This window comes from Rhodococcus olei, from assembly GCF_039540555.1.
Lineage (GTDB): Bacteria > Actinomycetota > Actinomycetes > Mycobacteriales > Mycobacteriaceae > Rhodococcus_G > Rhodococcus_G olei.
Window position 1 is genome coordinate 52,296 of the sequence record NZ_BAABFB010000044.1, and the last position, 21,695, is coordinate 73,990.

General features: G+C 72.8%; 19 protein-coding genes. 13 read left to right on the plus strand and 6 right to left on the minus strand.

All coding sequences use genetic code 11. The annotated features are described in order from the left end of the window. Position 1: 1 nt before the first annotated feature. Positions 2-1,090, minus strand: a complete 1,089-nt coding sequence (locus ABD951_RS13505) for a polyprenyl synthetase family protein (protein WP_345345579.1) — start codon at positions 1,088-1,090, stop codon at positions 2-4. A 48-nt stretch (positions 1,091-1,138) separates the two neighbouring features. Here ABD951_RS13505 and metF point away from each other — a divergent pair, with 48 nt between their 5' ends. Then, the gene (metF, locus tag ABD951_RS13510) at positions 1,139-2,125 is read left to right on the plus strand and encodes a methylenetetrahydrofolate reductase [NAD(P)H] (RefSeq protein WP_345345581.1); all 987 of its coding nucleotides are present in this window, start codon (positions 1,139-1,141) and stop codon (positions 2,123-2,125) included. Between the two features lie 36 nt (positions 2,126-2,161). On the opposite strand, the gene ABD951_RS13515 is transcribed toward metF, so the two are convergent. From ABD951_RS13515 to ABD951_RS13535, 5 genes are read right to left on the minus strand one after another with little or no spacing between them, the layout of a single operon-like run. After that, positions 2,162-3,325: a glycosyltransferase family 2 protein gene (locus tag ABD951_RS13515; protein ID WP_345345583.1), complete on the minus strand. Its 1,164-nt coding sequence runs from the start codon at positions 3,323-3,325 to the stop codon at positions 2,162-2,164. Then, on the minus strand, positions 3,322-4,029 hold the full coding sequence (locus ABD951_RS13520) for an LppM family (lipo)protein (protein ID WP_425569848.1): 708 nt from the start codon (positions 4,027-4,029) through the stop codon (positions 3,322-3,324). The genes ABD951_RS13515 and ABD951_RS13520 overlap by 4 nt, the downstream gene beginning before the upstream one ends. After that, positions 4,023-4,829, minus strand: coding sequence for a carotenoid biosynthesis protein (locus ABD951_RS13525; protein WP_345345585.1), 807 nt, complete (start codon positions 4,827-4,829; stop codon positions 4,023-4,025). The genes ABD951_RS13520 and ABD951_RS13525 overlap by 7 nt, the downstream gene beginning before the upstream one ends. Then, positions 4,826-6,400 carry a phytoene desaturase family protein gene (locus ABD951_RS13530; protein WP_345345587.1) on the minus strand — a complete coding sequence of 525 codons (1,575 nt, stop codon included), beginning with the start codon at positions 6,398-6,400 and terminating at the stop codon, positions 4,826-4,828. The genes ABD951_RS13525 and ABD951_RS13530 overlap by 4 nt, the downstream gene beginning before the upstream one ends. 31 nt (positions 6,401-6,431) lie before the next feature. Then, positions 6,432-7,022, minus strand: coding sequence for a GNAT family N-acetyltransferase (locus ABD951_RS13535; protein WP_345345589.1), 591 nt, complete (start codon positions 7,020-7,022; stop codon positions 6,432-6,434). A 181-nt stretch (positions 7,023-7,203) separates the two neighbouring features. On the opposite strand from ABD951_RS13535, the gene ABD951_RS13540 reads away from it, so the two are divergent. The 12 genes from ABD951_RS13540 (at position 7,204) to murG (ending at position 21,683) form a co-directional block, all read left to right on the plus strand. Beyond that, positions 7,204-7,608, plus strand: a complete 405-nt coding sequence (locus ABD951_RS13540; protein WP_345345591.1) for an SAV_6107 family HEPN domain-containing protein — start codon at positions 7,204-7,206, stop codon at positions 7,606-7,608. Positions 7,609-7,797: 189 nt separating this feature from the next. Further along, on the plus strand, positions 7,798-8,211 hold the full coding sequence (locus ABD951_RS13545) for a DUF3040 domain-containing protein (protein ID WP_345345593.1): 414 nt from the start codon (positions 7,798-7,800) through the stop codon (positions 8,209-8,211). A 491-nt stretch (positions 8,212-8,702) separates the two neighbouring features. Continuing rightward, complete coding sequence (gene mraZ / locus ABD951_RS13550) at positions 8,703-9,134, plus strand: division/cell wall cluster transcriptional repressor MraZ (protein ID WP_345345595.1); 432 nt, start codon at positions 8,703-8,705, stop codon at positions 9,132-9,134. Between the two features lie 207 nt (positions 9,135-9,341). Beyond that, positions 9,342-10,346, plus strand: a complete 1,005-nt coding sequence (gene rsmH, locus ABD951_RS13555) for a 16S rRNA (cytosine(1402)-N(4))-methyltransferase RsmH (RefSeq protein WP_345345946.1) — start codon at positions 9,342-9,344, stop codon at positions 10,344-10,346. Beyond that, positions 10,343-11,170, plus strand: a complete 828-nt coding sequence (gene ftsL / locus ABD951_RS13560) for a cell division protein FtsL (protein ID WP_345345597.1) — start codon at positions 10,343-10,345, stop codon at positions 11,168-11,170. Before rsmH ends, ftsL begins: the two co-directional genes overlap by 4 nt. After that, a complete protein-coding gene (locus tag ABD951_RS13565; RefSeq protein ID WP_425569849.1) occupies positions 11,167-13,068 on the plus strand; it encodes a peptidoglycan D,D-transpeptidase FtsI family protein in 1,902 nt (633 codons plus the stop codon). The genes ftsL and ABD951_RS13565 overlap by 4 nt, the downstream gene beginning before the upstream one ends. A 138-nt stretch (positions 13,069-13,206) precedes the next feature. Continuing rightward, complete coding sequence (locus ABD951_RS13570) at positions 13,207-14,838, plus strand: UDP-N-acetylmuramoyl-L-alanyl-D-glutamate--2,6-diaminopimelate ligase (RefSeq protein WP_345345599.1); 1,632 nt, start codon at positions 13,207-13,209, stop codon at positions 14,836-14,838. Further along, the gene (locus ABD951_RS13575; protein ID WP_345345601.1) at positions 14,835-16,358 is read left to right on the plus strand and encodes a UDP-N-acetylmuramoyl-tripeptide--D-alanyl-D-alanine ligase; all 1,524 of its coding nucleotides are present in this window, start codon (positions 14,835-14,837) and stop codon (positions 16,356-16,358) included. Before ABD951_RS13570 ends, ABD951_RS13575 begins: the two co-directional genes overlap by 4 nt. Beyond that, complete coding sequence (gene mraY / locus ABD951_RS13580) at positions 16,355-17,434, plus strand: phospho-N-acetylmuramoyl-pentapeptide-transferase (RefSeq protein ID WP_345345603.1); 1,080 nt, start codon at positions 16,355-16,357, stop codon at positions 17,432-17,434. The genes ABD951_RS13575 and mraY overlap by 4 nt, the downstream gene beginning before the upstream one ends. Before the next feature lies 1 nt (position 17,435). Continuing rightward, positions 17,436-18,890 (plus strand): UDP-N-acetylmuramoyl-L-alanine--D-glutamate ligase, encoded by a 1,455-nt coding sequence (murD, locus tag ABD951_RS13585; protein WP_345345605.1) that lies wholly within the window; start codon positions 17,436-17,438, stop codon positions 18,888-18,890. Continuing rightward, on the plus strand, positions 18,877-20,538 hold the full coding sequence (ftsW, locus tag ABD951_RS13590; protein WP_425569850.1) for a putative lipid II flippase FtsW: 1,662 nt from the start codon (positions 18,877-18,879) through the stop codon (positions 20,536-20,538). Before murD ends, ftsW begins: the two co-directional genes overlap by 14 nt. After that, on the plus strand, positions 20,535-21,683 hold the full coding sequence (murG, locus tag ABD951_RS13595; protein ID WP_345345607.1) for an undecaprenyldiphospho-muramoylpentapeptide beta-N-acetylglucosaminyltransferase: 1,149 nt from the start codon (positions 20,535-20,537) through the stop codon (positions 21,681-21,683). The genes ftsW and murG overlap by 4 nt, the downstream gene beginning before the upstream one ends. Positions 21,684-21,695: the final 12 nt, after the last annotated feature.

Here is a 21,695-nt window from a genome sequence, read left to right on the forward strand (position 1 = left end):
ACTACGCGCTGCGGCGGCCGACCGCGACCGCCATCTCGCGCAGGCGCGCCTTCGCGCCCTCGGTCGCCGTCGACGCGTCCAGGGCGCGCAGGCCGCTCGTGGTCAGCTCGTCGATCCGGGCCTGGACCGCGGTCACCGCGCCCAGGTCGGTGATGATCCGGCGCATCCGGTGCACCTGCTCGTCGGTGAGGTCGGTGCCGATGCCGCGGCGCAGGAAGTCGGCGGTCCCCGGATCGGACGCGTCGGCCCGCACCAGTGCCTCCGCGAACAGCACCGTCCGCTTGCCCTCACGCAGGTCGTCGCCGGACGGTTTGCCGGTCACCTCGGGGTCGCCGAAGACGCCCAGCAGGTCGTCCTGCAGTTGGAACGCGATGCCGATGTCGGTGCCGAACTCCCGGTACGCGGCGATCAGCGCGTCGTCCGCCCCGGCGAGCGCCGCACCCAGGTGCAGCGGACGCTCGATCGTGTACGCGGCCGTCTTGTACCGGTTGATGCGCAGTGCGGCCGCCACCGACTCGTCGCCCGTCACCTCGGTGTGCACGTCCAGGTACTGCCCGCCGAGCACCTCGGTGCGCATCGCCGACCACACCGGCCCGATCCGCGTCTGGGCGGCCGCGTCGACCCCGGACTCGCGCACCAGGTCGTCGGCCCACGCCAGCGCGAGATCGCCGAGCAGGATCGCGACCGACTCGCCGAACTTCGCGGGGTCACCCGCCCAGCCGCCGGCCCGGTGCTGGTCCGCGAACTCGACGTGCAGGGTCGGGAACCCGCGCCGGGTCGCGGACGAGTCGATGATGTCGTCGTGCACGAGCGCGCAGGCCTGCACCAGCTCCAGCGCCGCACACGCCCGCAGCACCGCGGGGGCGTCCGGGCCGCGCTCGTCACCGCCGGCGCCGACCCACCCCGTCCACGCGAACGCCGGCCGCACCCGCTTGCCGCCCCGCAACACGAACGCCTCCAACGCGGTCGCGGCGCCGGAGAACGTTCCGCCGACGGCGTCGGTGAGCGGTCGCCGGGAATCGAAGAACACGCGCAGCGCCGACTCGACGGCCGCGGGCACGGAGGTGATCGAGTCGGGAGGGGTAGTCATGGCCGCCAGACTAGTGGTGGCCGCGAATCGCCCCCGAGGCTCGCCCCTATGATTGGGCCCGTGACTTTTGATGCCGTCAGGGGGCGGGCCAGCGAGGGATGGGTGACGCGGACCCCGTCCATCGTCGACCGCATCGGGGCCGCCCCGGGGCGGATCCCGTTCTCGGTCGAGTTCTCACCGCCGCGCGACGCCGACGCCGAGGCACGCCTGTGGCGTGCCGTCCGCGAGTTCGAGCAGATGCAGCCGGCGTTCGTGTCGATGACGTACGGCGCCGGTGGATCCACCCGCGACCGGACCGTCCGCGTGACCGGTCAGATCGCCGAGGAGACCACTCTGCTGCCGGTCGCCCACCTGACCGCGGTCGAGCACAGCGTCGACGAGCTCCGCGCGATGTGCGGGGCGTACGCCGACCGCGGCATCAGCAACATCCTGGTCCTGCGCGGCGATCCGCCCGGTGACCCCCTCGGTGAGTGGGTCAAGCACCCCGACGGTGTCGAGTACGCCGAGGAACTGGTCCGCCTGGTCCGCGACATGGGTGACTTCCATGTCGGGGTCGCGTCGTTCCCGGAGGGCCACTACCGGGCCCCCGACCTCGACCACGACACCCGGTACCTGGTCGCGAAGCTGCGGGCCGGCGCCGAGTACTCGATCACGCAGATGTTCTTCGACGTCGAGGACTACCTCCGGCTGCGGGACCGGGTCGCGAAGTTGGACCCGGAGCAGGGCGCGAAGCCGATCATCCCGGAGATCATGCCGATCACGTCGCTGCGCTCGGCACGGCGCAGCCTCGAGCTGTCGGGGTCGCGACTGCCGGTCGAGCTCGACGAGCGGCTGCGGCGGGCCGCCGGCGACGGGCCCGAGGAGAACCGGGCCGCGGTCCGCGAGGTCGGCATCGACGTGGCCACCCGGCTCGCGGAACGTCTGATCTCCGAGGGTGCGCCGTGCCTGCACTTCATCACCCTCAACTTCGCGCGCGCCACCCGTGAGGTGCTGACCAACCTGGGCCTGGCCCAGGGCGCGGTCGCGGCCGGTTAGCGCGGGCGGCCGGCGGGTGCTGCGACCCGCCGTGCGTCAGCCCCGCCGCAGCGGCCTGCCCTTCCAGACGAGGGTGCCGCGGCGGTGGCGTAGGTGCGAGTCCACGGTCAGCGCCGCGAGGGCCAGTACCGACAGCGGATGCACGAGCGCGTCGACGCCCTCGGCGGGGGTCGGGCGGGTGCCCGACTCCAGCGTGCGCGCGATCAGCCGGGACGCGGCCGCGGCCCCGTAGGCGACGAGCCCCCACCGGCGGCCGGGTCCGGTGATCGCGGCCACCGGCGCCGCGGTGTACGTCACCGTCGCGACCCCGAGCACGAGTGCCGCGCCGACCGGGGAACCGAACGCCGTCCACAACCATCGCCCGTGCCCGGCGCGCAGTTGCCGGCCCGAGGTGTACATCCGGCATGTCGCCAGGCCGCCGCCGGGCACGACCGCGGTGCGGCGCCGAGCCCGGCGCAGGGCACGCGCGAGGTCGAGGTCCTCGGCGACACTGGCCGCGACCGCGCGATGTCCGCCGATCGCGTCGTAGACGGTGGCGTCACACACCAGGAACTGGCCGCAGGCGACCGCCAGCGACGGCCGCAGGCTGCGGTTGGCGACCGGCAGCGGCGCGCTCGCGGCCCAGGACCAGCACAGCAGTGGTTGCAGCAGCCGCTCGACCGGCGTCACCGCAAGCTGCGACGGCCACGGGCACAGCAGGTCCACGCGCATCTCCCGCAGCCGTCGCACCGCGGCGGCGAGGGCGTCCGAGGCGAGGCGGACGTCGGCGTCGAGGAACACCAGCACCTCGTCGGGCCGGCGAGCGTGTCCGGGGTCAGCGGCCGCGGCGAGATCGGCCAGTCGCGCGCAGGCCGCCGGTTTGCCGACCCAGCCGGGTGGCGGTCCGCCCTCGGGGCGGTGCACGGTGAACCGGGGGTCGCCCCCGATCGCGGTCGCGGCCGCCGCGGAGGTGCCGTCGGTCGAGTCGTCGTCGAGGATCAGCACCCGCAGGCCGGGCACCCCTCGCTGCGCCCGCAGGTCGGCGATCAGCCGGGGCAGGGTGGCCGCCTCGTCGCGGGCCGGAACGAGCACCGTCACCGGGTCCGGGACCGGCGGTCCGGGACGCAGGGGCGGGGTCGTGGCCGCGTTGACGGCCGCGATCGCGGCACCGGTCGTCGCGACCGCGGCCGCGAACCCGACCGGACCGGCCGCGCGGTTCACACCTTGCGCTCGTTCGCGCCGTCGCTGCGCACGTACCGCGGCGACCGGTCCCGGTTCCGGTAGGCCATCAGTCCGACGATCAGGGCGACACCGAGGGTGACACCGCCGACGATGCCTGCCCAACCGGCGAACCCGCGGGTGCTCGGATCCTGGTAGCGGACCTCCGCGCGCAGGGTGTTCACCTCGCCCGGGGCGAGCTTCCAGGTGACGATCGAGTCGCCGTCGCGGGTTCCGTTGGTGGTGGCCACCCGGGCGGGGAACGCGATGCTCACCTGCACGTCGCTGCTGTCCGGCACCGCCTTGAGGTCGGCCTTGCCGTCGAGGGTGACGATGTCGCCGGCGCGCTGGAAGTTCAACTGCACCGAGTTGCCGACCTGCCCGGACATCGAGCCGAGTTGCTGGACCTCACCGAACGTGAGGTCGCTGAAGAACGCCTGGGTGCCGACGTAGCCGTCCTGCTTGTACTCCTGGACGCGGACCTTGCGGGCCAGCGAGTCCGGCGGGGTCAGCTGCGGTCCCTGGTCCGTCTCGGCGGTGGGGACCGCGGCGGCGACGATCTGCCCGGACACCCGGTCGTCGGCGGACACCCCCATCGACACCTGCACCCGCAGGCAGCCGCTGAGCAGCGGCACGGCGAGCAGCAGGAGTGCGGTCAGTGCGGCCAGGCGGGCTCGGGACGGTCGGCGGTCACGGGTCGTCAGCACGTGGTCATGGTGCCAGCCCGGCTCAGACGGCTCAGCAGCGGCACGCCGACGGCACCCATCCCGACGAGTCCGTAGAGCGCGGATCGGTCCAGGCCCGGCAGGAACACCGCATGGGCCAGCGCCGATCCGAGCCACGTCCACAGGAACAGCGCCAGCGGGACGGCGTCGGTCGCGGCCGGGGGAGCGGCGTCGGTCAGCCGGCGATCCGCCCAGGTCAGGGTCGCCGCGATCGCGGCGGCGACGAGCAGCCATCCCGCGTAGTTGGTCCACGGGATCGGTTCGAGCCCGGGCAGGTTCGCGTGCACCGAACACCACCGCCACTGGCCGTCCGCGACCATCTGGGGGTCCAGGTAGAGATCCCACCCGACGATGCCGACGGCGGCGAGCGCGGCCCGCGGGAGCGGGCGGGAGCGGCCGACGGCGTGGGTGGCGGCGCACCACACCGGGTAGCTGCCCGCCGTCCACGCCAACGGCACCAGCAGCGGCACGCCGGCCAGCGCCGGGCCGAGCCGGCCCTGTGCGTACTCGTAGCACCCGAACGGGATCCCGGTGGCGGTACCGACCACCTCCGACAGCAGGCCGAGTCCGGCGGTGACGACGAGCAGGGCCGCGGCCCACCGGAACCCGCGTGTGGACCAGGCGTGCGTGACCGCGGCGACGGCGAGCGAGAGCACGACGAGGGCGGTCACGGCGTCCCGCGCGGACCCGTGCACCAGTGGGTAAGCGATCTGCGCGGCGACCGCGAGTGCCGCCGCCGGCGTCGACGGCGCGGTGCCGGTGGCCGCCGTGCGCGTCGTCACGGGAGCAGTCGGCGCACTCGACCGAACTTCGCGTCGGACAGCGCAACCCGTGCGGCGCTGCGCCCGCTCGACCCGGACACCCCGCCGCCGGGATGGGTGGACGCCCCGGTCAGGTACAGGCCGGTCGCGTCGGGGACCCGGTGCCCGGACAGTTCCGGAAGGGGACGCCACATGAACATCTGGTCGAGCGACATCTCCACGTGCATCACGTTGCCGCCGATCAGCCCCATCTCGGACTCGAGGTCCACCGGTGTCTGCACCAGCCGGTGCCGGACGGTGTCCGCGAACCCCGGTGCGAAACGGTCGATCTCGGCGACGATCCGGTCGCCTTCGGCCTCGGCGACGTCGGCCCACCGGCGGTCCCCGCTCAGCGCGTAGGGGTGCCACTGCGACCACAGCGTCGCCTGGTGCTCGCCGGGCGGGCACAGGCTGGGGTCGATGCCGCTGAAGCTCATCGCGAGCACCGCCGGCGTCGGCGGCAGTTCCCCGGCGAGAGCGGCTCCGTGGGCGAGACGCAGCTGCGCGCGATCGGTGACGAGCAGCTGCAGGCCGGAGGTGACGGTCGTGCCGTCCGGCGCGCTCGGGTACTGCGGCAGCGTGCCGGTGCCGAGACGAACGACCATGCCGATGCCCGGGCCGACGCGGATCCGGCGCCGCCAGTCCGCGATCCGGGTCGCGTCGTGCCCTCCGCGCTCGAGCAGGTCGAGGGTGGTCAGGATGTGGCAGCCGGCGATCACGGTCCGCGAGCGCACCACGTGGCCGGCCGCGGTGCGCGTCAGCCAGCCGTCGCCGTCGCGCCGCAGTTCGACGACCGCGTCCCCGAGCCGCAGCGTGCCGCCGGCAGCGGCCAGCCGCGACGCCAGCGCCTGCGTCAGCGCGCCGCTGCCGCCGACCGCACGGCCCGGCGGGATCGTGTGCATCAGCGCCGCGAACCCGACCATCGGGGCGGTCCCCGGCTCCGACATCGGCGGCCCCGACTGCGCGCCGAACCAGGCCAGCGCCGCCTTGAGCCGTTCGTCGTCGAACCACTCGTCGAGCAGGGCGTCCCCGGACGCGAGGAACTCCCGCGACAGCGTGGCCGGGCCGTCGCCGGTGTCCAGGCCCCAGAACGCGCGGACCAGCCGGCCCCCGGTCGGCGGCGCGCCGAACGCCTTCATCACCGACGCGGTCCGCGGACCCCAGGTGGCGACGAACCGGCGGTAGGCGTCGGCGTCGCGTGGCGAGCAGGCCGTCGCGATCGAGCGGCAGGTCGCGTCGAGGTCGCGGTGGAACACGATGCCCGGACGCGGGTCGCCGGGCGGGGCGGGCGCGAACGCCCACGGGTCGCAGTCGAGGTACCGCAGTCCGTGCGCGGCCAGGTCCAGTTCCTCGACGATGCCGGTGTGCCGGATCATGATGTGCGCCGAGGAGCCGCGGTCCACCCGGTGCCCGGGGAACCGTTCGACGGTGGAGACGGCACCGCCGAGTTCGGTGTCGCGTTCGAGCACCTCGACGGACCAGCCGGCCCGGGCCAGGTAACAGGCCGAGACGAGCGCATTGTGTCCGGAACCCACCACCACCGCGTCGATCACGACGCTCAGGGTAGCCGGGGCCGGGGTCGCGTCAGAGTGGCAGCGGGCGCCCGAGGACGGCGAACGGCCGGCTGTCGCCGGTGAACCGGAAATGACGCACCACGTCGGTGAATCCGAGCCTGCGGTACAGCCGCCAGGCCCGGTTGTCCTCGTCCGGAACCTCCGGGGTGGACAACAGCACCCGGGCCTCGGTGCGTCCGGCGAGCAGCATCCGCAGCAGCGCCGCGCCGATGCCGTGGCCCTGCGCGCGGGGTGAGACGTGCAGTTCGGTCAGTTCGAAGTAGTCGCCGAGCACGGTCTCGATCGTGTTCCGGTCGGCGCCGGTGCGGCGCATGCCTTCGCGCACCTGCTGCTGCCACCACTGGTGCGGGGCGCCGCGGTAGCCGTAGGCGACGCCGATCATCGACTCGGTGCCGTCGGGCGCAGCGGCGAACGCCGCGACACCGCGCCAGCCGGGTCTGCCGGTGTGCTCGGTCCACATCGGAGCGCGGTGGAACTCGGTGCCCTGCGGGTAGTCCATCGCCTCGACGTACACCGCGAGAGCCTCGTCGAGGCGGGCACGGAGGTCGCCGGCGGACAGCTCGACCAGCCGGGGGGCAGGGGTGGTGTCGACCGGACTCACCCTCTCTCTTGACTTCGTGTCGGTGGGGGCAGGTATATTCAATACATCGAACAGATGTTCGATGTCGGCAATCCGGCGAAGCACGAGGGAAGCGGGCTTCGCCGGATTGCGCCGAAGCGGGTTCGGGGGAGGTCGCGGGCGGGGGACGGGCGGTGGAAGGAGCAGGGGAGGTGTTCGGAAGATGGCAATTCGAGTGAATCTTCTCGACCGGGCGGACGCCCTACTGGCCGAGGCGGTCGGAGCTCGCGATCCGTCCGACCGGTTCCGGGCTGCATACCTGGCGGCACTGCGGGGTGCCGGGGCGGCGCTGCGCGGCCGCACGCCCCGGTCGGGGTCGCGCAGTGCGTGGGCGTTGCTCAGCCGTGCCGCACCCGAACTGGCCGGCTGGCCGGAGTTCTTCGCGGAACACTCGGAGACCCGGGCGGCAATCGAGGCCGGGATCTCGCGCACGATCACCTGGGCTGAGGCGGACCGATTCCATGCCGAGGTGTCCCGGTTCCTGACGGTCGTGGAGGGGTATCTCGCCGACCTCGACGGCCGGACCGGCCTCGGCGGCGAAAGCGGGCTCGCCAGGACGTCGGCGTGACCGTGAGTGCGGCTGTCCACCAGGGGATCTGCGCCCGCCCGGAAATATGTCCGGGAACTCGATGCCGGAGTAGGTGGTACGCCGTCAGCTGTACTCGTATCATTGACGGCAGGTAGCCGTGACCACGGCAACCGGTCGAGTTGATCCAACGATTCGACCGCCACTATTTGATGTGCCGGGGGAGGTACCGTGCCACTCTCCGAGCACGAGCAGCGGATGCTCGATCAGATCGAGAGCGCTCTCTACGCCGAAGATCCCAAGTTCGCCTCCTCTGTGAGGGGGGGCCGTATGCGTGCGGCCTCGAGCAAGCGCCGCATGCAGGCGGGGGCTCTCTTCGTACTCGGACTCGTCCTGCTCGTTGCGGGTATCCCCCTCGCGGCCAAGGCGAGTGCGTTCCTGATCATCAGCCTGCTCGGTTTCCTTGTGATGTTTGGAGCCGGCGTCCTGTTCCTGTGGTGGGGATCGGGCCCGGGTGTCAAGGCGGGGTCGGGCGACAAGTCCGGGTCCGCATCTGGGACGAGCAAGCCCTCGGGCGGCCGCAAGGGCGGTGGATTCTCGTCCCGCATGGAAGATCGGTTCAAGAGAAGGTTCGACCAGGGGTAACCGCCCGGACGTCGACGGCAGTCGAGGCGCGACACCGCCAGGTGTCGCGCCTTTGTCGTCTGCGCACGCGCCACGAGCCGCCACCGCGGTGCCCCACACGTCCCCACCGCGGCGCCCCACACGTCCCCACCGCGGTGCCCCACACGTCCCCACCGCGGTGCCCCACACGTCCCCACCGCGGTGCCCCACACGTCCCCACCCGCCGGGTCCGGTGACGTCGGGGTGAGCCCGGGTGACATCTGAGCTGGCGGTTCGCCGGCGCAGCGGCGGGGTGGCGCTCGCGCGACCGACGGTCGTGGCGGACGACACACGAAATTCCCCCACCTTCCGCCACTGCGGTGAACAGCGGAAATGTCGCGGAGAGACCGCAATCGGCCGCATGTCGGCCTTGTATGTGGGGGAAAGTGGGGTAACGTGGTGCGCAGTGGTTCGCCGAGGTGAACCACAGGGCAGGGGCGTTCGTTTTTTGGAACGACTGGGGAGGTGTCGAGATGTTTCTCGGCACCTACACGCCGAAGCTCGACGACAAGGGGCGACTGACGTTGCCCGCGAAGTATCGCGATGCACTGGCGGGAGGGTTGATGGTCACGAAGGGTCAGGACCACAGCCTCGCGGTGTACCCGCGAGAGGAGTTCACCGCGCTGGCTCGCCGGGCCGCCGCGGCTTCGCGGAGCAACCCGGAAGCCCGGGCCTTCGTTCGGGCGCTCGCGGCCGGTGCCGACGAGCAGCACCCCGACTCCCAGGGGCGCATCACCCTGTCCGCGGATCATCGGCGTTACGCCGGCCTCACCAAGGAGTGTGTGGTCGTCGGGTCGGTCGACTTCCTCGAGATCTGGGATGCGCAGGCCTGGCACACGTACTCCGACCAGAACGAGGAAACCTACTCCCAAGCCAGATCCGAGTCACTCAGCGACATCCTGTAGCCGCCATTCGTCATCGGCGAGTGCCGCGAGGCCTCTGCCCGATACCGACCCTGACGCACTTCCCCAGCGCCAGGTCCGGTGAATCGGACAGAGACCTCGCGGCATCCGCCCCCCGCTCGTCACGATCGGACCCATGACAGACGACGCCGACACGACCGACAGGACCCGGAGGGAGTACCCGTGGACGACGAATCGAACCCGCCTGCGGTGAATCCCGGTGGAGATCCCGAGCACGAGTTCGGTCACGTTCCGGTCCTGCTCGGTCGCGCCGACGAGCTCCTCGGTCCCGCGATCACCCGGGAATCCGCCGACGGCACCGGTGCGGTCATGATCGACGCGACCCTCGGTCTGGGTGGACATTCGGAGCACTTCCTGCGGACCTATCCGGGGCTGCGCCTGATCGGGCTCGACCGGGACCCGGCGGCCCTCGAGATCGCCGGCGACCGGCTCGGCCGGTTCGGTGACCGAGTCACGTTGGTGCACACCAGGTACGACGGCATCGTCGATGCACTCGAGGTCGCGGGTTTCGACCAGGTCGAGTCGGTGCACGCGATCCTCTTCGACCTCGGGGTCTCCTCGATGCAGCTCGACGAAGCGGAGCGCGGCTTCGCGTACTCGGTCGACGCGCCGCTGGACATGCGGATGGACCCGACCCGCGGGCAGACCGCGGCGGACATCCTCAACACGTACAGCCACGGCGAGCTGGCGCGGGTGCTGAGCACGTACGGCGAGGAGCGGTTCGCGGGTCGGATCGCGTCGGAGGTGGTGCGGCGCAGGAAGATCGAGCCGTTCCGGACGAGTGCGCAGTTGGTCGAGGTCATCTACGCGTCGATTCCGGCGGCGACCCGGCGGACCGGCGGACACCCGGCCAAGCGCACCTTCCAGGCGCTGCGCGTCGAGGTCAACGGCGAACTGGACTCGCTGCGCGCCGCGATCCCCGCCGCACTGGACGCCCTCGCGGTCGGTGGGCGCGTGGTGTTCATGTCCTACCAGTCCCTGGAGGATCGGATCGTCAAGCAGGAACTCACCCCGCGCACCAAATCCCGCAGCCCCGAGGGGCTTCCGGTGGAGCTGCCGGGGATGGGTCCCGAGTTCGAACTGCTCACTCGCGGCGCGGAACGCGCGAGCGAACAGGAGATAGCGGACAACCCGCGGTCGGCGCCGGTCCGATTGCGCTGTGCAGAGCGGATTTCCAGGAGGGCGACGGCATGACAGTTCCCGTGCGACCGGCTGCAGTGCGTGACCGCGGTGCGAAGACCTCCGTCCGTCCGCGCGCCAACGGGCGCGTGCCCGCGACCACCACCGACCGGTCGGTGGCGGCGCGATCCACGAAGTCGACTGCGGCGCAACGGGCCTACGCGAAGCGCAACCAGCGTGCGGCGGTCGGAGTGGCGCCGACCCCGGCCGGGCGCGGTGCCTTCCGCGCCCGGATCCCGTTCGTGGCGACCATCATCGGGCTGCTGTCCGTGGGTCTCGCGATCACCCTGCTGCTGACCACCCGCGCCGCCGAGGACTCCTACAAGCTCAGCGCGGCCAAGGCGCACAACCAGGAACTCGTCGAGAAGAAGGCGGCCCTCGAAAGGGACTTCCGCGCGGCGAACTCGGCACCCGAACTCGCGCGCAAGGCTGCCGCGCTGGGCATGATCCCGGCGAAGGACGTCGCGCGCCTGGTCGTCGGCGCGGACGGCGCCGTGACCGTGGTCGGCAAGCCGACGCCCGCGACCGGCGCCCCGGTCCCGGTGCCGCCCCCGGCGCCGGCGGCGAACACCGGAGTGCGGGGCAGCGGACCGGCCGCGGCCAGCCTGCCGCCGGTCGGCTCCCGCAACGCGGCACCGGCACCCGCGGCCCCGGCACCGGCCGCGCCGAATCAGCCCCCGGCCGCGCCGAACCCGGCCCCGGCGGCGTCGAACCCTGCCGTCGTGGCATCGGCCGCCACGCCGCGGACCGCGAATCAGCCGAACCCGCAGGCATCGGATGGACAATTGGTTCCCATGGCCCGACCGGAACAGGCAGGTAACCAGGGCGGGACGCGGTGAGCGGAGGCCGCCCCGGCTCCCCACCCCGCCGCGGAACTCCTCGCGGCGGGGTTCGCCGTTCGGGCTCCGGCCGGAACCGCCGGCCGGGACCCGGGGACACGTCGAGTTTCCGGTTCCGGTACCGCACCGGCCGGTTCGTGATGTTCGCCGCACTCGGCATCGCGGTCCTGCAGCTGGTGTGGATCCAGGGGATCCAGGCCCCGCGCCTGTCCGCCGAGGCCGCCGACCAGCGATCGACGACCCTGATCGACCCGGCCACCCGTGGCTCGATCACCGACCGCAACGGCAAGCCGATCGCCTTCACGATGGAGGCGAAGGCGCTGACGTTCCAGCCGGTGAAGGTCCGCAAGGAGATCGAGGACGCCGCCCGCAAGAAGGGTGAGGACCCGCAGGTCGACCAGCGGCTCGAGGCGATCGCGAAGGGCGTCCACGACAAACTCGGCGACGCGGCGCCGCAGAAGGACGTGCTCGCGAAGCTGAAGAGCTCGCTGACCTTCGAGTACCTCGCGCGCGGGGTCGACCCCGACGTCGCCGCGCAGATCGTCGACGACTTCCCCGAGGTCGGTCTCGAACGTCAGGACATCCGCGAGTACCCGGGCGGCGCGCTGGCCGCGAACATCGTCGGCGCCACCGGATGGAACGGTCACGGACTGCTCGGGCTCGAGGACTCGATGGACTCGACGCTGGCAGGCACCGACGGCTCGCAGACCTACGACCGCGGCTCCGACGGCGCCGTCATCCCCGGCAGCTGGCGCGACAAGCAGCCGGCCGTCGACGGGTCCGGGGTGGAACTGACCCTCGACGCCGACCTGCAGTACTACGTGCAGCAGCAGGTGCAGCAGGCCAAGGACCTCTCCGGCGCGAAGAACGCGTCCGCGGTCGTGCTCGACTCGCACACCGGTGAGGTGCTCGCGATGTCCAACGACAACACCTTCGACCCGTCCATCGGCGTCGGCAACAACGTCCGGAAGGAGATGGGCAACCTGCCGGTCTCCACTCCGTTCGAACCCGGCTCGGTGAACAAGATCGTCACCGCGGCCGCGGCGGTCGAGTACGGGCTGACCACACCCGACGAGGTGCTGCAGGTGCCCGGCTCGATCCAGATGGCCGGGGTGTCCGTCAAGGATGCCTGGGCGCACGGTGTGGTGCCCTACACGTCCACCGGTGTGTTCGGGAAGTCCTCGAACGTCGGCACCCTGATGCTCGCCCAGCGGGTCGGGGAGGACCGGTTCGCGGACATGCTGAGCCGCTTCGGGCTCGGTCAGCGCACCGAGGTGGGGTTGCCCGGCGAGAGCGCCGGCGACGTCCCCAGCCGGGACCAGTGGTCGGGTGGCACGTTCGCGAACCTGCCGATCGGGCAGGGTCTGTCGATGACCCTGCTGCAGATGACCGGCATGTACCAGGCGATCGCGAACAACGGACTGCGGATCCCGCCCCGCATCGTGCGGGCCACCGTCGACGCCGACGGCACCCGCACCGCGGTCGATCACCCCGACGGTGTCCGGGTCGTCAGCGAGCAGACCGCCGCGACCGTGCGCGACATGTTCCGGTCCGTCACCCAGCGCGACCCGATGGGCTACCAGCAGGGCACCGGCCCCTCGGCGTCCGTGGAGGGCTACCAGGTCAGCGGCAAGACCGGTACGGCCCAGCAGGTCGACCCGGCCTGCAAGTGCTACTCGAACTCGAACTACTGGATCACGTTCGCGGGCATCGCCCCCGCCGACAATCCGCGTTTCGTGATCGGAATCATGCTCGACGCCCCGGTCCGCAGTGCCGACGGCTCCGGCGGGCAGTCCGCGGCCCCGCTGTTCCACAGCATCGCGTCGTGGATCCTGCAGCGCGACAAGATCCCGCTGTCCACGGACCCGGGCCGGCGGTTGGTGCTGCAGGCCGATTGACGACGCCGAAACGGTGTTCGCGACCCGGACACCGAATCTCCGTTTCGCCGCGCACGCCGGTAACCTGACACGTCGGTCCTCGGAACGACAGCGCGCCCGGACCACCCGCATCGAACCCTCGAGAGGAGTCACCTGCCCGTGCACGGGACGAACGACAGCAGCGAGGCCGGTCAGGTGGCCGTGACCCCCGGACTGCGGCCCGCGCATCCCCCGGCGACGGCGGTGACGGCCCTGGCGAACCTCGTGGGAGCCGAACTGCACCGGATCGGGGGACCTGCTGCCGGCGCCTCGGGAAATCCGGCAGTCGCCGTGACCGGAGTCGACCTGCGCGCCCAGGCCGTGCAGCCGGGCGACCTGTTCGCCGCGCTGCCCGGCGCCCGCGCGCACGGGGCCGACTTCGTCGCCACCGCGGTCGACCGCGGCGCCGTCGCGGTCCTCACCGACGCCGCCGGGCTGGCCCGCATCAGCCCGGGCCCGACACCGCTGGCGGTGCTCGTGCACCCCGATCCGCGCGCGGTCCTCGGCACCGTGTCCGCCGCGATCCACGGCAACCCGTCGCAACGCCTGCGGGTGGTCGGGATCACCGGCACCTCCGGCAAGACCACCACCGCGTACCTCGTCGAAGCCGGGCTCCGCGCCGCCGGCCGCCGTCCGGGACTGGTCGGCACCATCGAGACCCGGATGGACGGACGCCGGGTGCCCAGCGCGCTGACCACCCCCGAGGCGCCGCAGCTGCACGCCCTGTTCGCGACGATGCTCGAACGCGGCATCGACACCGTCGTGATGGAGGTGTCCAGTCACGCGCTCGCCCTCGGCCGGGTCGACGGCACCGCGTTCGCGGTCGGCGCGTTCACGAACCTGTCGCAGGACCACCTCGACTTCCACCGCGACCTGGACGACTACTTCGCGGCGAAGGCCAGGCTGTTCGACCCCCGGTCGACCGTGCACGCCGGCCGTGCGGTCGTGTGCGTCGACGACGAGTGGGGACGCAGGATGGCCGCGATCGCCGGCCCGGACACCGTCACGGTCGGCACCACCGGAACCGGCGGCGCGTGGACCGCATCGGACGTCACCACCAGCGCCGACGGTACCCAGCGCTTCACGGTGGGCACGCCCGACGGGCAGACCCTGACCGCGTCGCTGCGCCTGCCCGGCCGCTACAACGTCGCGAACGCGTTGCTCGCGCTCGCCGTCCTCGACCAGTGCGGGGTGCCGCCCGCCGCCGCGATCGCCGGACTCGCCGAGGTCGACGTCCCGGGCCGGGTCGAGCGTGTCGACCGCGGACAGCCGTTCCTCGCGGTCGTCGACTACGCCCACAAACCGGCGGCGCTGGACGCCGTCATCGCGACGCTCCGCGGGCAGAGCGACGGCCGGCTCGCGGTCGTGGTCGGCGCCGGCGGCGACCGCGACCACGGCAAACGGCAACTGATGGGTGCGGCCGGCGCGCGCGGCGCGGACCTGCTGGTCGTCACCGACGACAACCCGCGCAGCGAGGACCCGGCCACGATCCGGGCCGCGCTGCTCGCGGGCGCACTGGCGGTCCCGGAGGGCGAGCGCGGCGAGGTCCGCGAAGTCGGCGACCGGGCCGAGGCGATCGCCGCCGCCGTCGCGTGGGCCGGCGTCGGTGACGTCGTGCTCGTCGCGGGCAAGGGACACGAAATCGGACAGGAGATTGGTGGGGTGAAGTACCCATTCGACGACCGCGAGGTCCTGGCGGCCGCGATCGACAACCGCGCGGGTGGCGCGCACCCGGGTGGTGGGGATCGGTGATCCCGATGAGCCTGGCCCGCATCGCGGAGATCGTCGGCGGCACGCTGCACGACGTCGCCGACCCGGACGTGACCGTGACCGGAACGGTCGAGTTCGACTCCCGCAAGGTGACCGCCGGGGGCCTTTTCCTGGCATTGCCGGGCGCCCGCGTCGACGGGCACGAGCACGCCGCCGCCGCGATCGAGGCCGGTGCGGTCGCGGTGCTCGCGGCCCGGCCGGTCGGGGTACCGGCGATCGTCGTCGAACCGCTCGGGCCGTCGGACACCAACGCGATGGCCCTCGAACACGACACCGACGGCTCCGGTGCCGCAGTGCTCACCGCGCTCGGTGCGCTCGCGCAGGCGGTCACCACCGAGCTGACGGCCGGCGGGCTCACCGTCGTCGGCGTCACCGGCTCGTCGGGCAAGACGTCGACGAAGGATCTGCTCGCGCAGGTGCTGGACCCGCTGGGGTCGGTCGTGGCGCCGCCCGGGTCCTTCAACAACGAACTCGGGCACCCGTGGACCGCGCTGCGCGCCGACGCAGGCACCGACTTCCTGGTGCTGGAACTGTCCGCCCGCGGGATCGGCCACGTCGCGCAGCTCGCCCGCACGGTGCCGCCACGGATCGGGGTCGTCCTCAACGTCGGGACCGCGCACCTCGGCGAGTTCGGCTCGCAGCAGGCGATCGCGTCCGCGAAGGGTGAGCTGGTGGAGGCGCTGCCCGCGGCCGAGGACGGCGGCGTCGCCGTCCTCAACGCCGACGACGTGCTGGTCGCCGCGATGGCCGAGCGCACCCGGGCCCGGGTCGTGACGGTCGGGCAGTCCGCGGCCGCCGACGTCCGCGCCGTCGACGTGCACCTCGACGACCAGGCCCGGGCCGAGTTCACTCTCGTCACGCCGCGCGGCACCGCCCGGGTCGCGCTCGGCGTGCACGGCGAACACCAGGTCGGCAACGCGCTCGCCGCGGCGGCGGTCGCGCTGGAGTGCGGTGCGACGGTCGAGCAGGTCGCGGCCGCGCTCGGCGGCGCCCGCGCGGTGTCGGGCAAGCGGATGGACGTCCGGACCCGCGCCGACGGCGTCACCGTCGTCAACGACTCCTACAACGCCAACCCGGACTCGATGCGGGCCGCGCTCAAGGCGCTGGTGACGATGAGCCGCGCCGGCGACGGCGCGCCCCGTCGCACCTGGGCGGTGCTCGGCGAGATGGCCGAGCTCGGGCCCGACACCGTCGTCGAGCACGACGCGATCGGCCGGCTCCTCGTCCGGCTCGACGTGACGAAGCTGATCGTCGTCGGCGAGGGCCGCCCGCTGCGCGGAATGCACCAGGGCGCGGTCATGGAGGGGTCGTGGGGCGACGAGTCGACGCTGGTACCCGATCCGGCCGCGGCCCTGGAGATCCTGCGCCGCGAGGTGCGTCCCGGCGACATCGTGCTGGTGAAGGCGTCCCAGTCGGTGGGCCTGTGGACGGTGGCGGACGCGCTGCTGGCCGATGACGAGAGCGGCGCCGACGCCGACATCAACGAGGAGCGCGATCGATGAGACAGATCCTGTTCGCCGGCGGCATCGCGCTGGCCGTGGCGATCCTGCTGACGCCGGTGCTGATCAAGACGTTCTCCCGGCAGGGCTTCGGGCAGGAGATCCGGGACGAGGGCCCGGCCAGCCACAAGGCCAAGCGCGGCACCCCGACGATGGGTGGTGTCGCGATCATCGCCGGCATCTGGGCCGGGTACTGGGGGTCGCACCTGATCGGCATCGGCTACGACGCCGACGGGCCCCGCGCCTCCAGCCTGCTCGTGCTCGGACTGACCACGGTTCTCGGCGGCGTCGGATTCCTCGACGACTTCATCAAGATCCGCAAGCAGCGCAACCTGGGCCTGAACAAGACCGCCAAGCTGGTGGGCCAGCTGATCGCGGCGGTCCTGTTCGGCATCCTCGCGCTGCAGTTCCGCGGTGCCACCGGCCTGACGCCGGGCAGCACCCACCTGTCGTACGTGCGCGACATCACCACGGTCACGATGGGGTCGGTGGTGTTCATCCTGTTCGTGTACCTGCTGGTCAGTGCCTGGTCGAATGCCGTGAACCTGACCGACGGCCTGGACGGGCTCGCCGCCGGATCGATGACGCTGGTGCTCGGCGCGTACACGGTGATCACGTTCTGGCAGTACCGCAACGCCTGCGAGACCAACCCCGGCAAGGGCTGCTACGACGTCCGCGACCCGCTCGACCTCGCGCTGATCTGCGCGGCCGCGGCCGGCGCGTGCATCGGCTTCCTGTGGTGGAACGCGGCACCCGCGAAGATCTTCATGGGCGACACCGGGTCCCTCGCGCTCGGCGGTCTGCTCGCCGGCCTGTCGATCACCACCCGCACCGAACTGCTGATGGTCGTGGTCGGCGCGCTGTTCGTCGCCGAGGCCGCGTCGGTGGTCATCCAGGTCGCGGTGTTCCGGTCCAGTCGCCGCCGGGTGTTCCGGATGGCGCCGTTCCACCACCACTTCGAGCTCGGCGGCTGGGCGGAAACCACGGTGATCATCAGATTCTGGCTCCTCGCGGCGATCGCGTCCGCGGTCGGTCTGTCGCTGTTCTACAGCGAGTACCTGGCCGTCATCGGGGACTGACGTGACACCGCTCGACTCGACTCTTCCGGAAACCCTGGCCCGGCTGCGGGGTGCGCGTGTGCTGGTCACCGGCGCCGGGATCTCCGGCCGCGCGCTGGTCGCGCCGCTGCGGGACCTGGGTGCGGACGTCACCCTGACCGACGGCAACGCCGACAGCCTCGCCGCCGCGGCGACCGCGCACGGCGTCCCGACCTGCTCCCCGGACGAGGCCGCCGCGGGCATCGCCGGATACGTGCAGGTGATCACCAGCCCCGGCTGGCGTCCCGACTCGCCGGTGCTGTCCGCGGCCGCAGGCGCCGGGATCCCGATCTGGGGTGACGTCGAGTTCGCCTGGGCCGTCGACCGCGCCGAGCTGTACGGCCCGGCGCGGCGGTGGCTCGTCGTGACCGGCACGAACGGCAAGACCACCACGACGTCGATGCTCGAGTCGATCCTGCGCGCCGCCGGTCTGTCCGCGGTCGCGTGCGGGAACATCGGGCTGCCCGTCACCGACGCGCTGCGTTCGGGGGAGCCCCGGTACGAGGCGCTCGCGGTGGAGCTGTCGAGCTTCCAGCTGCACTGGGCACCGTCGGTGCACCCGGCCGCCGGCGCGGTCCTCAACATCGCCGAGGACCACCTCGACTGGCACGGCGGCATGCAGGGTTACGTCGACGCGAAGGCGCAGGCGCTGACCGGGGAGGTCGCGGTGCTCGGTCTCGACGACCCGGTCGCCGCCGGGCTGCGGGAACGCAGCGGCGCGCCCCGGACCGTCGGGTTCCGGCTCGGCGCCCCGGCACCCGGCGAACTCGGCATCGACGGCGAGGACCTGGTCGACCGCGCGTTCGCGGCCGCCGAGACGCTCGCGGCGGTCGCGGACGTCACCCCGCCCGGACCCGCCGGGCTGATGGACGCCCTCGCCGCCGCCGCGCTCGCCCGTGCCGTCGACGTGCCCGCGACCGCGGTCCGGGACGGTCTGCGGAACTACCGGGTCGGCCCGCACCGGGCCGCGTTCGTCGCGGAGATCGGCGAGGTCACCTACATCGACGACTCGAAGGCCACGAACCCGCACGCCGCCCGCACGTCGCTGCTCGCGCATCCGCGGGTGGTGTGGATCGCCGGGGGCCTGCTCAAGGGCGCCCGCGTCGACGATCTCGTCGCGGAGGTCGCGGACCGGCTCGTCGCGGCGGTGCTGTTCGGCCGCGATGCCGGTCAGATCGCGGACGCGCTGGCCCGACACGCGCCGCGGGTCCCCGTCCATCGCGTCGAACCGGGGCACGATGACCTGGTGACCTCGACCGACACGCCGGACGCCGTGATGGCGCGCGCCGTGCGGGTCGCCGCCGCGGCGGCGGAACCCGGCGACGCCGTGCTCCTCGCGCCCGCCGCCGCGTCGCTCGACATGTTCACCGACTACGGCCACCGCGGCCGCAGCTTCAGCGAGGCCGTCCACGCCCTGGCGGATCATGGCGACGCCTGAGGGCCGCAGCCCCGAGCAGCGACGCCCCAGGCCGTCGGACGCCCGGCGTCGGACGAGCGGCGGGCGCGCGCCCCGGCGGACGGCCGCGGCGGACGTGCGCCGGATCGCGCCGATGCTCGCCGGCGTCCGCGCCCGGTTCGGTGCCTGGCTGTCGCGGCCGCTGGCGTCGTTCCACCTGATCGTCACGATCGCGACGCTGCTCACCGTGCTCGGCCTGGTGATGGTGCTGTCGGCGTCGAGTGTCGAGGCATACGCCGACACCGGGTCGGCATACGGCCTGTTCACCCAGCAGGTGATCTACGCGCTGCTGGGTGCGGTGATGTTCTACATCGCACTGCGGACCCCGGTGCACCTGCTGCGCAAACTCGCGCTGCCTGCGTTCGTCGCCTCGCTGGTGATGCTGGTGCTCGTGCTGATCCCGGGCATCGGCAAGGAGTCCGGCGGTGCGCGGCGCTGGTTCGAGTTCGCCGGACTGTCGTTCCAGCCGTCGGAGATGGCGAAGGTCGCCCTCGTGGTGTGGGGTGCGCACCTGCTGGCGTCGCGGCGCGCCGAGTACGCGACGCTCAAGGAACTGCTGATCCCGCTGGTTCCGGCCGCGGTGCTGATGGCGGCGCTGGTCGTGATGCAGCCGAACCTGTCGACCACGATCGCGATCGGCATCATCCTGGTGGCGCTGCTGTGGTTCGCGGGGGTGCCGCTGAAGCTGTTCCTGGGTGTGCTCGGGTCCGGCGTCGTGATCGCCGGTGTGCTGGCGATGACCGCCGGCTACCGCTCCGCCCGGGTGCGGGCGTTCCTGAACCCGGGCGACGACCCGCAGGGCATCGGCTACCAGGGACGGCAGGCGAAGTTCTCGCTGGCCGACGGCGGTGTCTTCGGCCGGGGCCTGGGCCAGTCCCGCGCCAAGTGGAGCTACCTGCCGAATTCCCACAACGACTTCATCTTCGCGATCATCGGCGAGGAACTCGGGTTCCTCGGTTGTCTCGCGGTGATCGGCCTGTTCGCGCTGTTCGTGTTCGCGGGACTGCGGATCGCGATGCGGTCGATCGACCCGTTCCTGCGGCTGCTGACCGCGACCGCGACGACCTGGATCCTGGCGCAGGCGATGATCAACATCGGCTACGTGATCGGTCTGCTGCCGGTGACGGGTCTGCAGCTGCCGCTGGTCTCGGCCGGTGGCACGTCGACGGCGATCACGCTGGCGATGTTCGGCATCATCGCGAACGCCGCGCGGCACGAACCGGAGGCGGTGGCCGCGCTGCACGCCGGGCAGGACGGCCGGTTCGGGCGACTGCTGCGGCTGCCGAAGCCCGAGCAGTACTCGCCGGCGAAGGCGGCGGCGGCACGGCGGGCCGCGATCGAGAAGGCCGATCGGAAGCGGGCCGCGCAGCGGGAGGCGCAGCGCCGGGCCGCGCAGCAGCGGGAGCGTCGGCGCCGTGAGGACGAGCGCCGCCGCGAGGACCAGCGCCGCCACGAGCAGCAGCGGCGCCGGGTCGAACAGGGACGCCGCGCCGAGCTGGGGCGCGGTCGGGATCCACGCCGGGACGATCTCCGGCGGGGCCAGGCACTAGCATCGGACCGGCGGTGGGACGCAGCGTCCCGCTCCCGGGAAGATCGTGACGGATACGGTGAACGAGGGTTTCGTAGGTGAGTGAGAGCGGTGGATCGTCCGGCCTGTCCGTCGTCGTCGCAGGCGGTGGCACCGCCGGGCACATCGAACCGGCGCTGGCGGTCGCCGACGCGCTGCGCCGGCTCGACCCGACGGTGACGGTGACGGCGCTCGGCACCGAGCGCGGTCTCGAGACGACGCTGGTCCCCGACCGCGGCTACCGCCTCGAACTGATCCCGCCGGTGCCGCTGCCGCGCAAGCCGACGATGGACCTGCTGCGCCTGCCCGGGCGGGTGCGGGCGTCGGTGCGGCGCACCCGGGAGGTGCTCGACGCGGTGGACGCCGACGTGATCGTCGGGTTCGGCGGATACGTCGCGCTGCCCGCCTACCTGGCCGCCGGACGCGGCCTCACCCGGCGCAGGCGCCGGGTGCGGGTCGTCGTGCACGAGGCCAACGCCAGTGCCGGCATCGCGAACAAGATCGGGGCGCGGATCGCGGCGCGGGTGCTCGCCGCGGTCCCGAGGTCGGGGGTGGCCGCGCGCGGGCACGCGGACGCCGAGATCGTCGGCATCCCGGTGCGGTCGTCGATCACCGGCCTGGACCGTGCGGGGCTGCGGGCGCAGGCCCGCGCGCACTTCGGGTTGCCGGCCGACGGCCCGGTGCTGCTGGTCACCGGTGGCTCGCAGGGCGCTCGCTCGCTGAACGAGGCGGTGTCCGGGGCCGCGGCGGCGCTGGCGGCCGCCGGTGTCTCGGTGCTGCACGCGCACGGCCCGAAGAACACCCTCGAGGTGGCCCGGCACAATCCGGCGGCGCCGTACGTCGCGGTCCCGTACCTGACCCGGATGGATCTGGCGCTCGCCGCCGCCGACGCGACGGTGTGCCGATCCGGCGCGATGACCGTCGCCGAGATCTCCGCGGTCGGGCTGCCCGCCGTCTACGTTCCGCTGCCGCACGGCAACGGCGAACAGGAACTGAACGCGCGACCGGTCGTCGCCGCCGGCGGCGGCCTCATCGTCGCGGACGCCGAGCTGACGCCGGAGTTCGTCGTGGACACGGTGGTGCCGCTGCTGCGGGACCCGGACCGGCTCGCCGCGATGGGCGCGGCCGCGGCCGGCGCCGGTCACCGGGACGCCGCGGACACGGTCGCGCGGGTCGTCGTCGAGGTCGCGAAGGGAGCCACACGGTGAGCGCGGCGAACA

Excerpts from the sequence above, each read along its gene's own strand:
- metF (WP_345345581.1), top strand. The coding sequence starts at position 1,139 with ATGATTGGGCCCGTGACTTTTGATGCCGTCAGGGGGCGGGCCAGCGAG.
- mraZ (WP_345345595.1), top strand. The coding sequence starts at position 8,703 with ATGTTTCTCGGCACCTACACGCCGAAGCTCGACGACAAGGGGCGACTG.
- mraY (WP_345345603.1), top strand. The coding sequence starts at position 16,355 with ATGAGACAGATCCTGTTCGCCGGCGGCATCGCGCTGGCCGTGGCGATC.
- ftsW (WP_425569850.1), top strand. The coding sequence starts at position 18,877 with ATGGCGACGCCTGAGGGCCGCAGCCCCGAGCAGCGACGCCCCAGGCCG.
- ABD951_RS13540 (WP_345345591.1), top strand. The coding sequence starts at position 7,204 with ATGGCAATTCGAGTGAATCTTCTCGACCGGGCGGACGCCCTACTGGCC.
- ftsL (WP_345345597.1), top strand. The coding sequence starts at position 10,343 with ATGACAGTTCCCGTGCGACCGGCTGCAGTGCGTGACCGCGGTGCGAAG.
- ABD951_RS13505 (WP_345345579.1), bottom strand. The coding sequence starts at position 1,090 with ATGACTACCCCTCCCGACTCGATCACCTCCGTGCCCGCGGCCGTCGAG.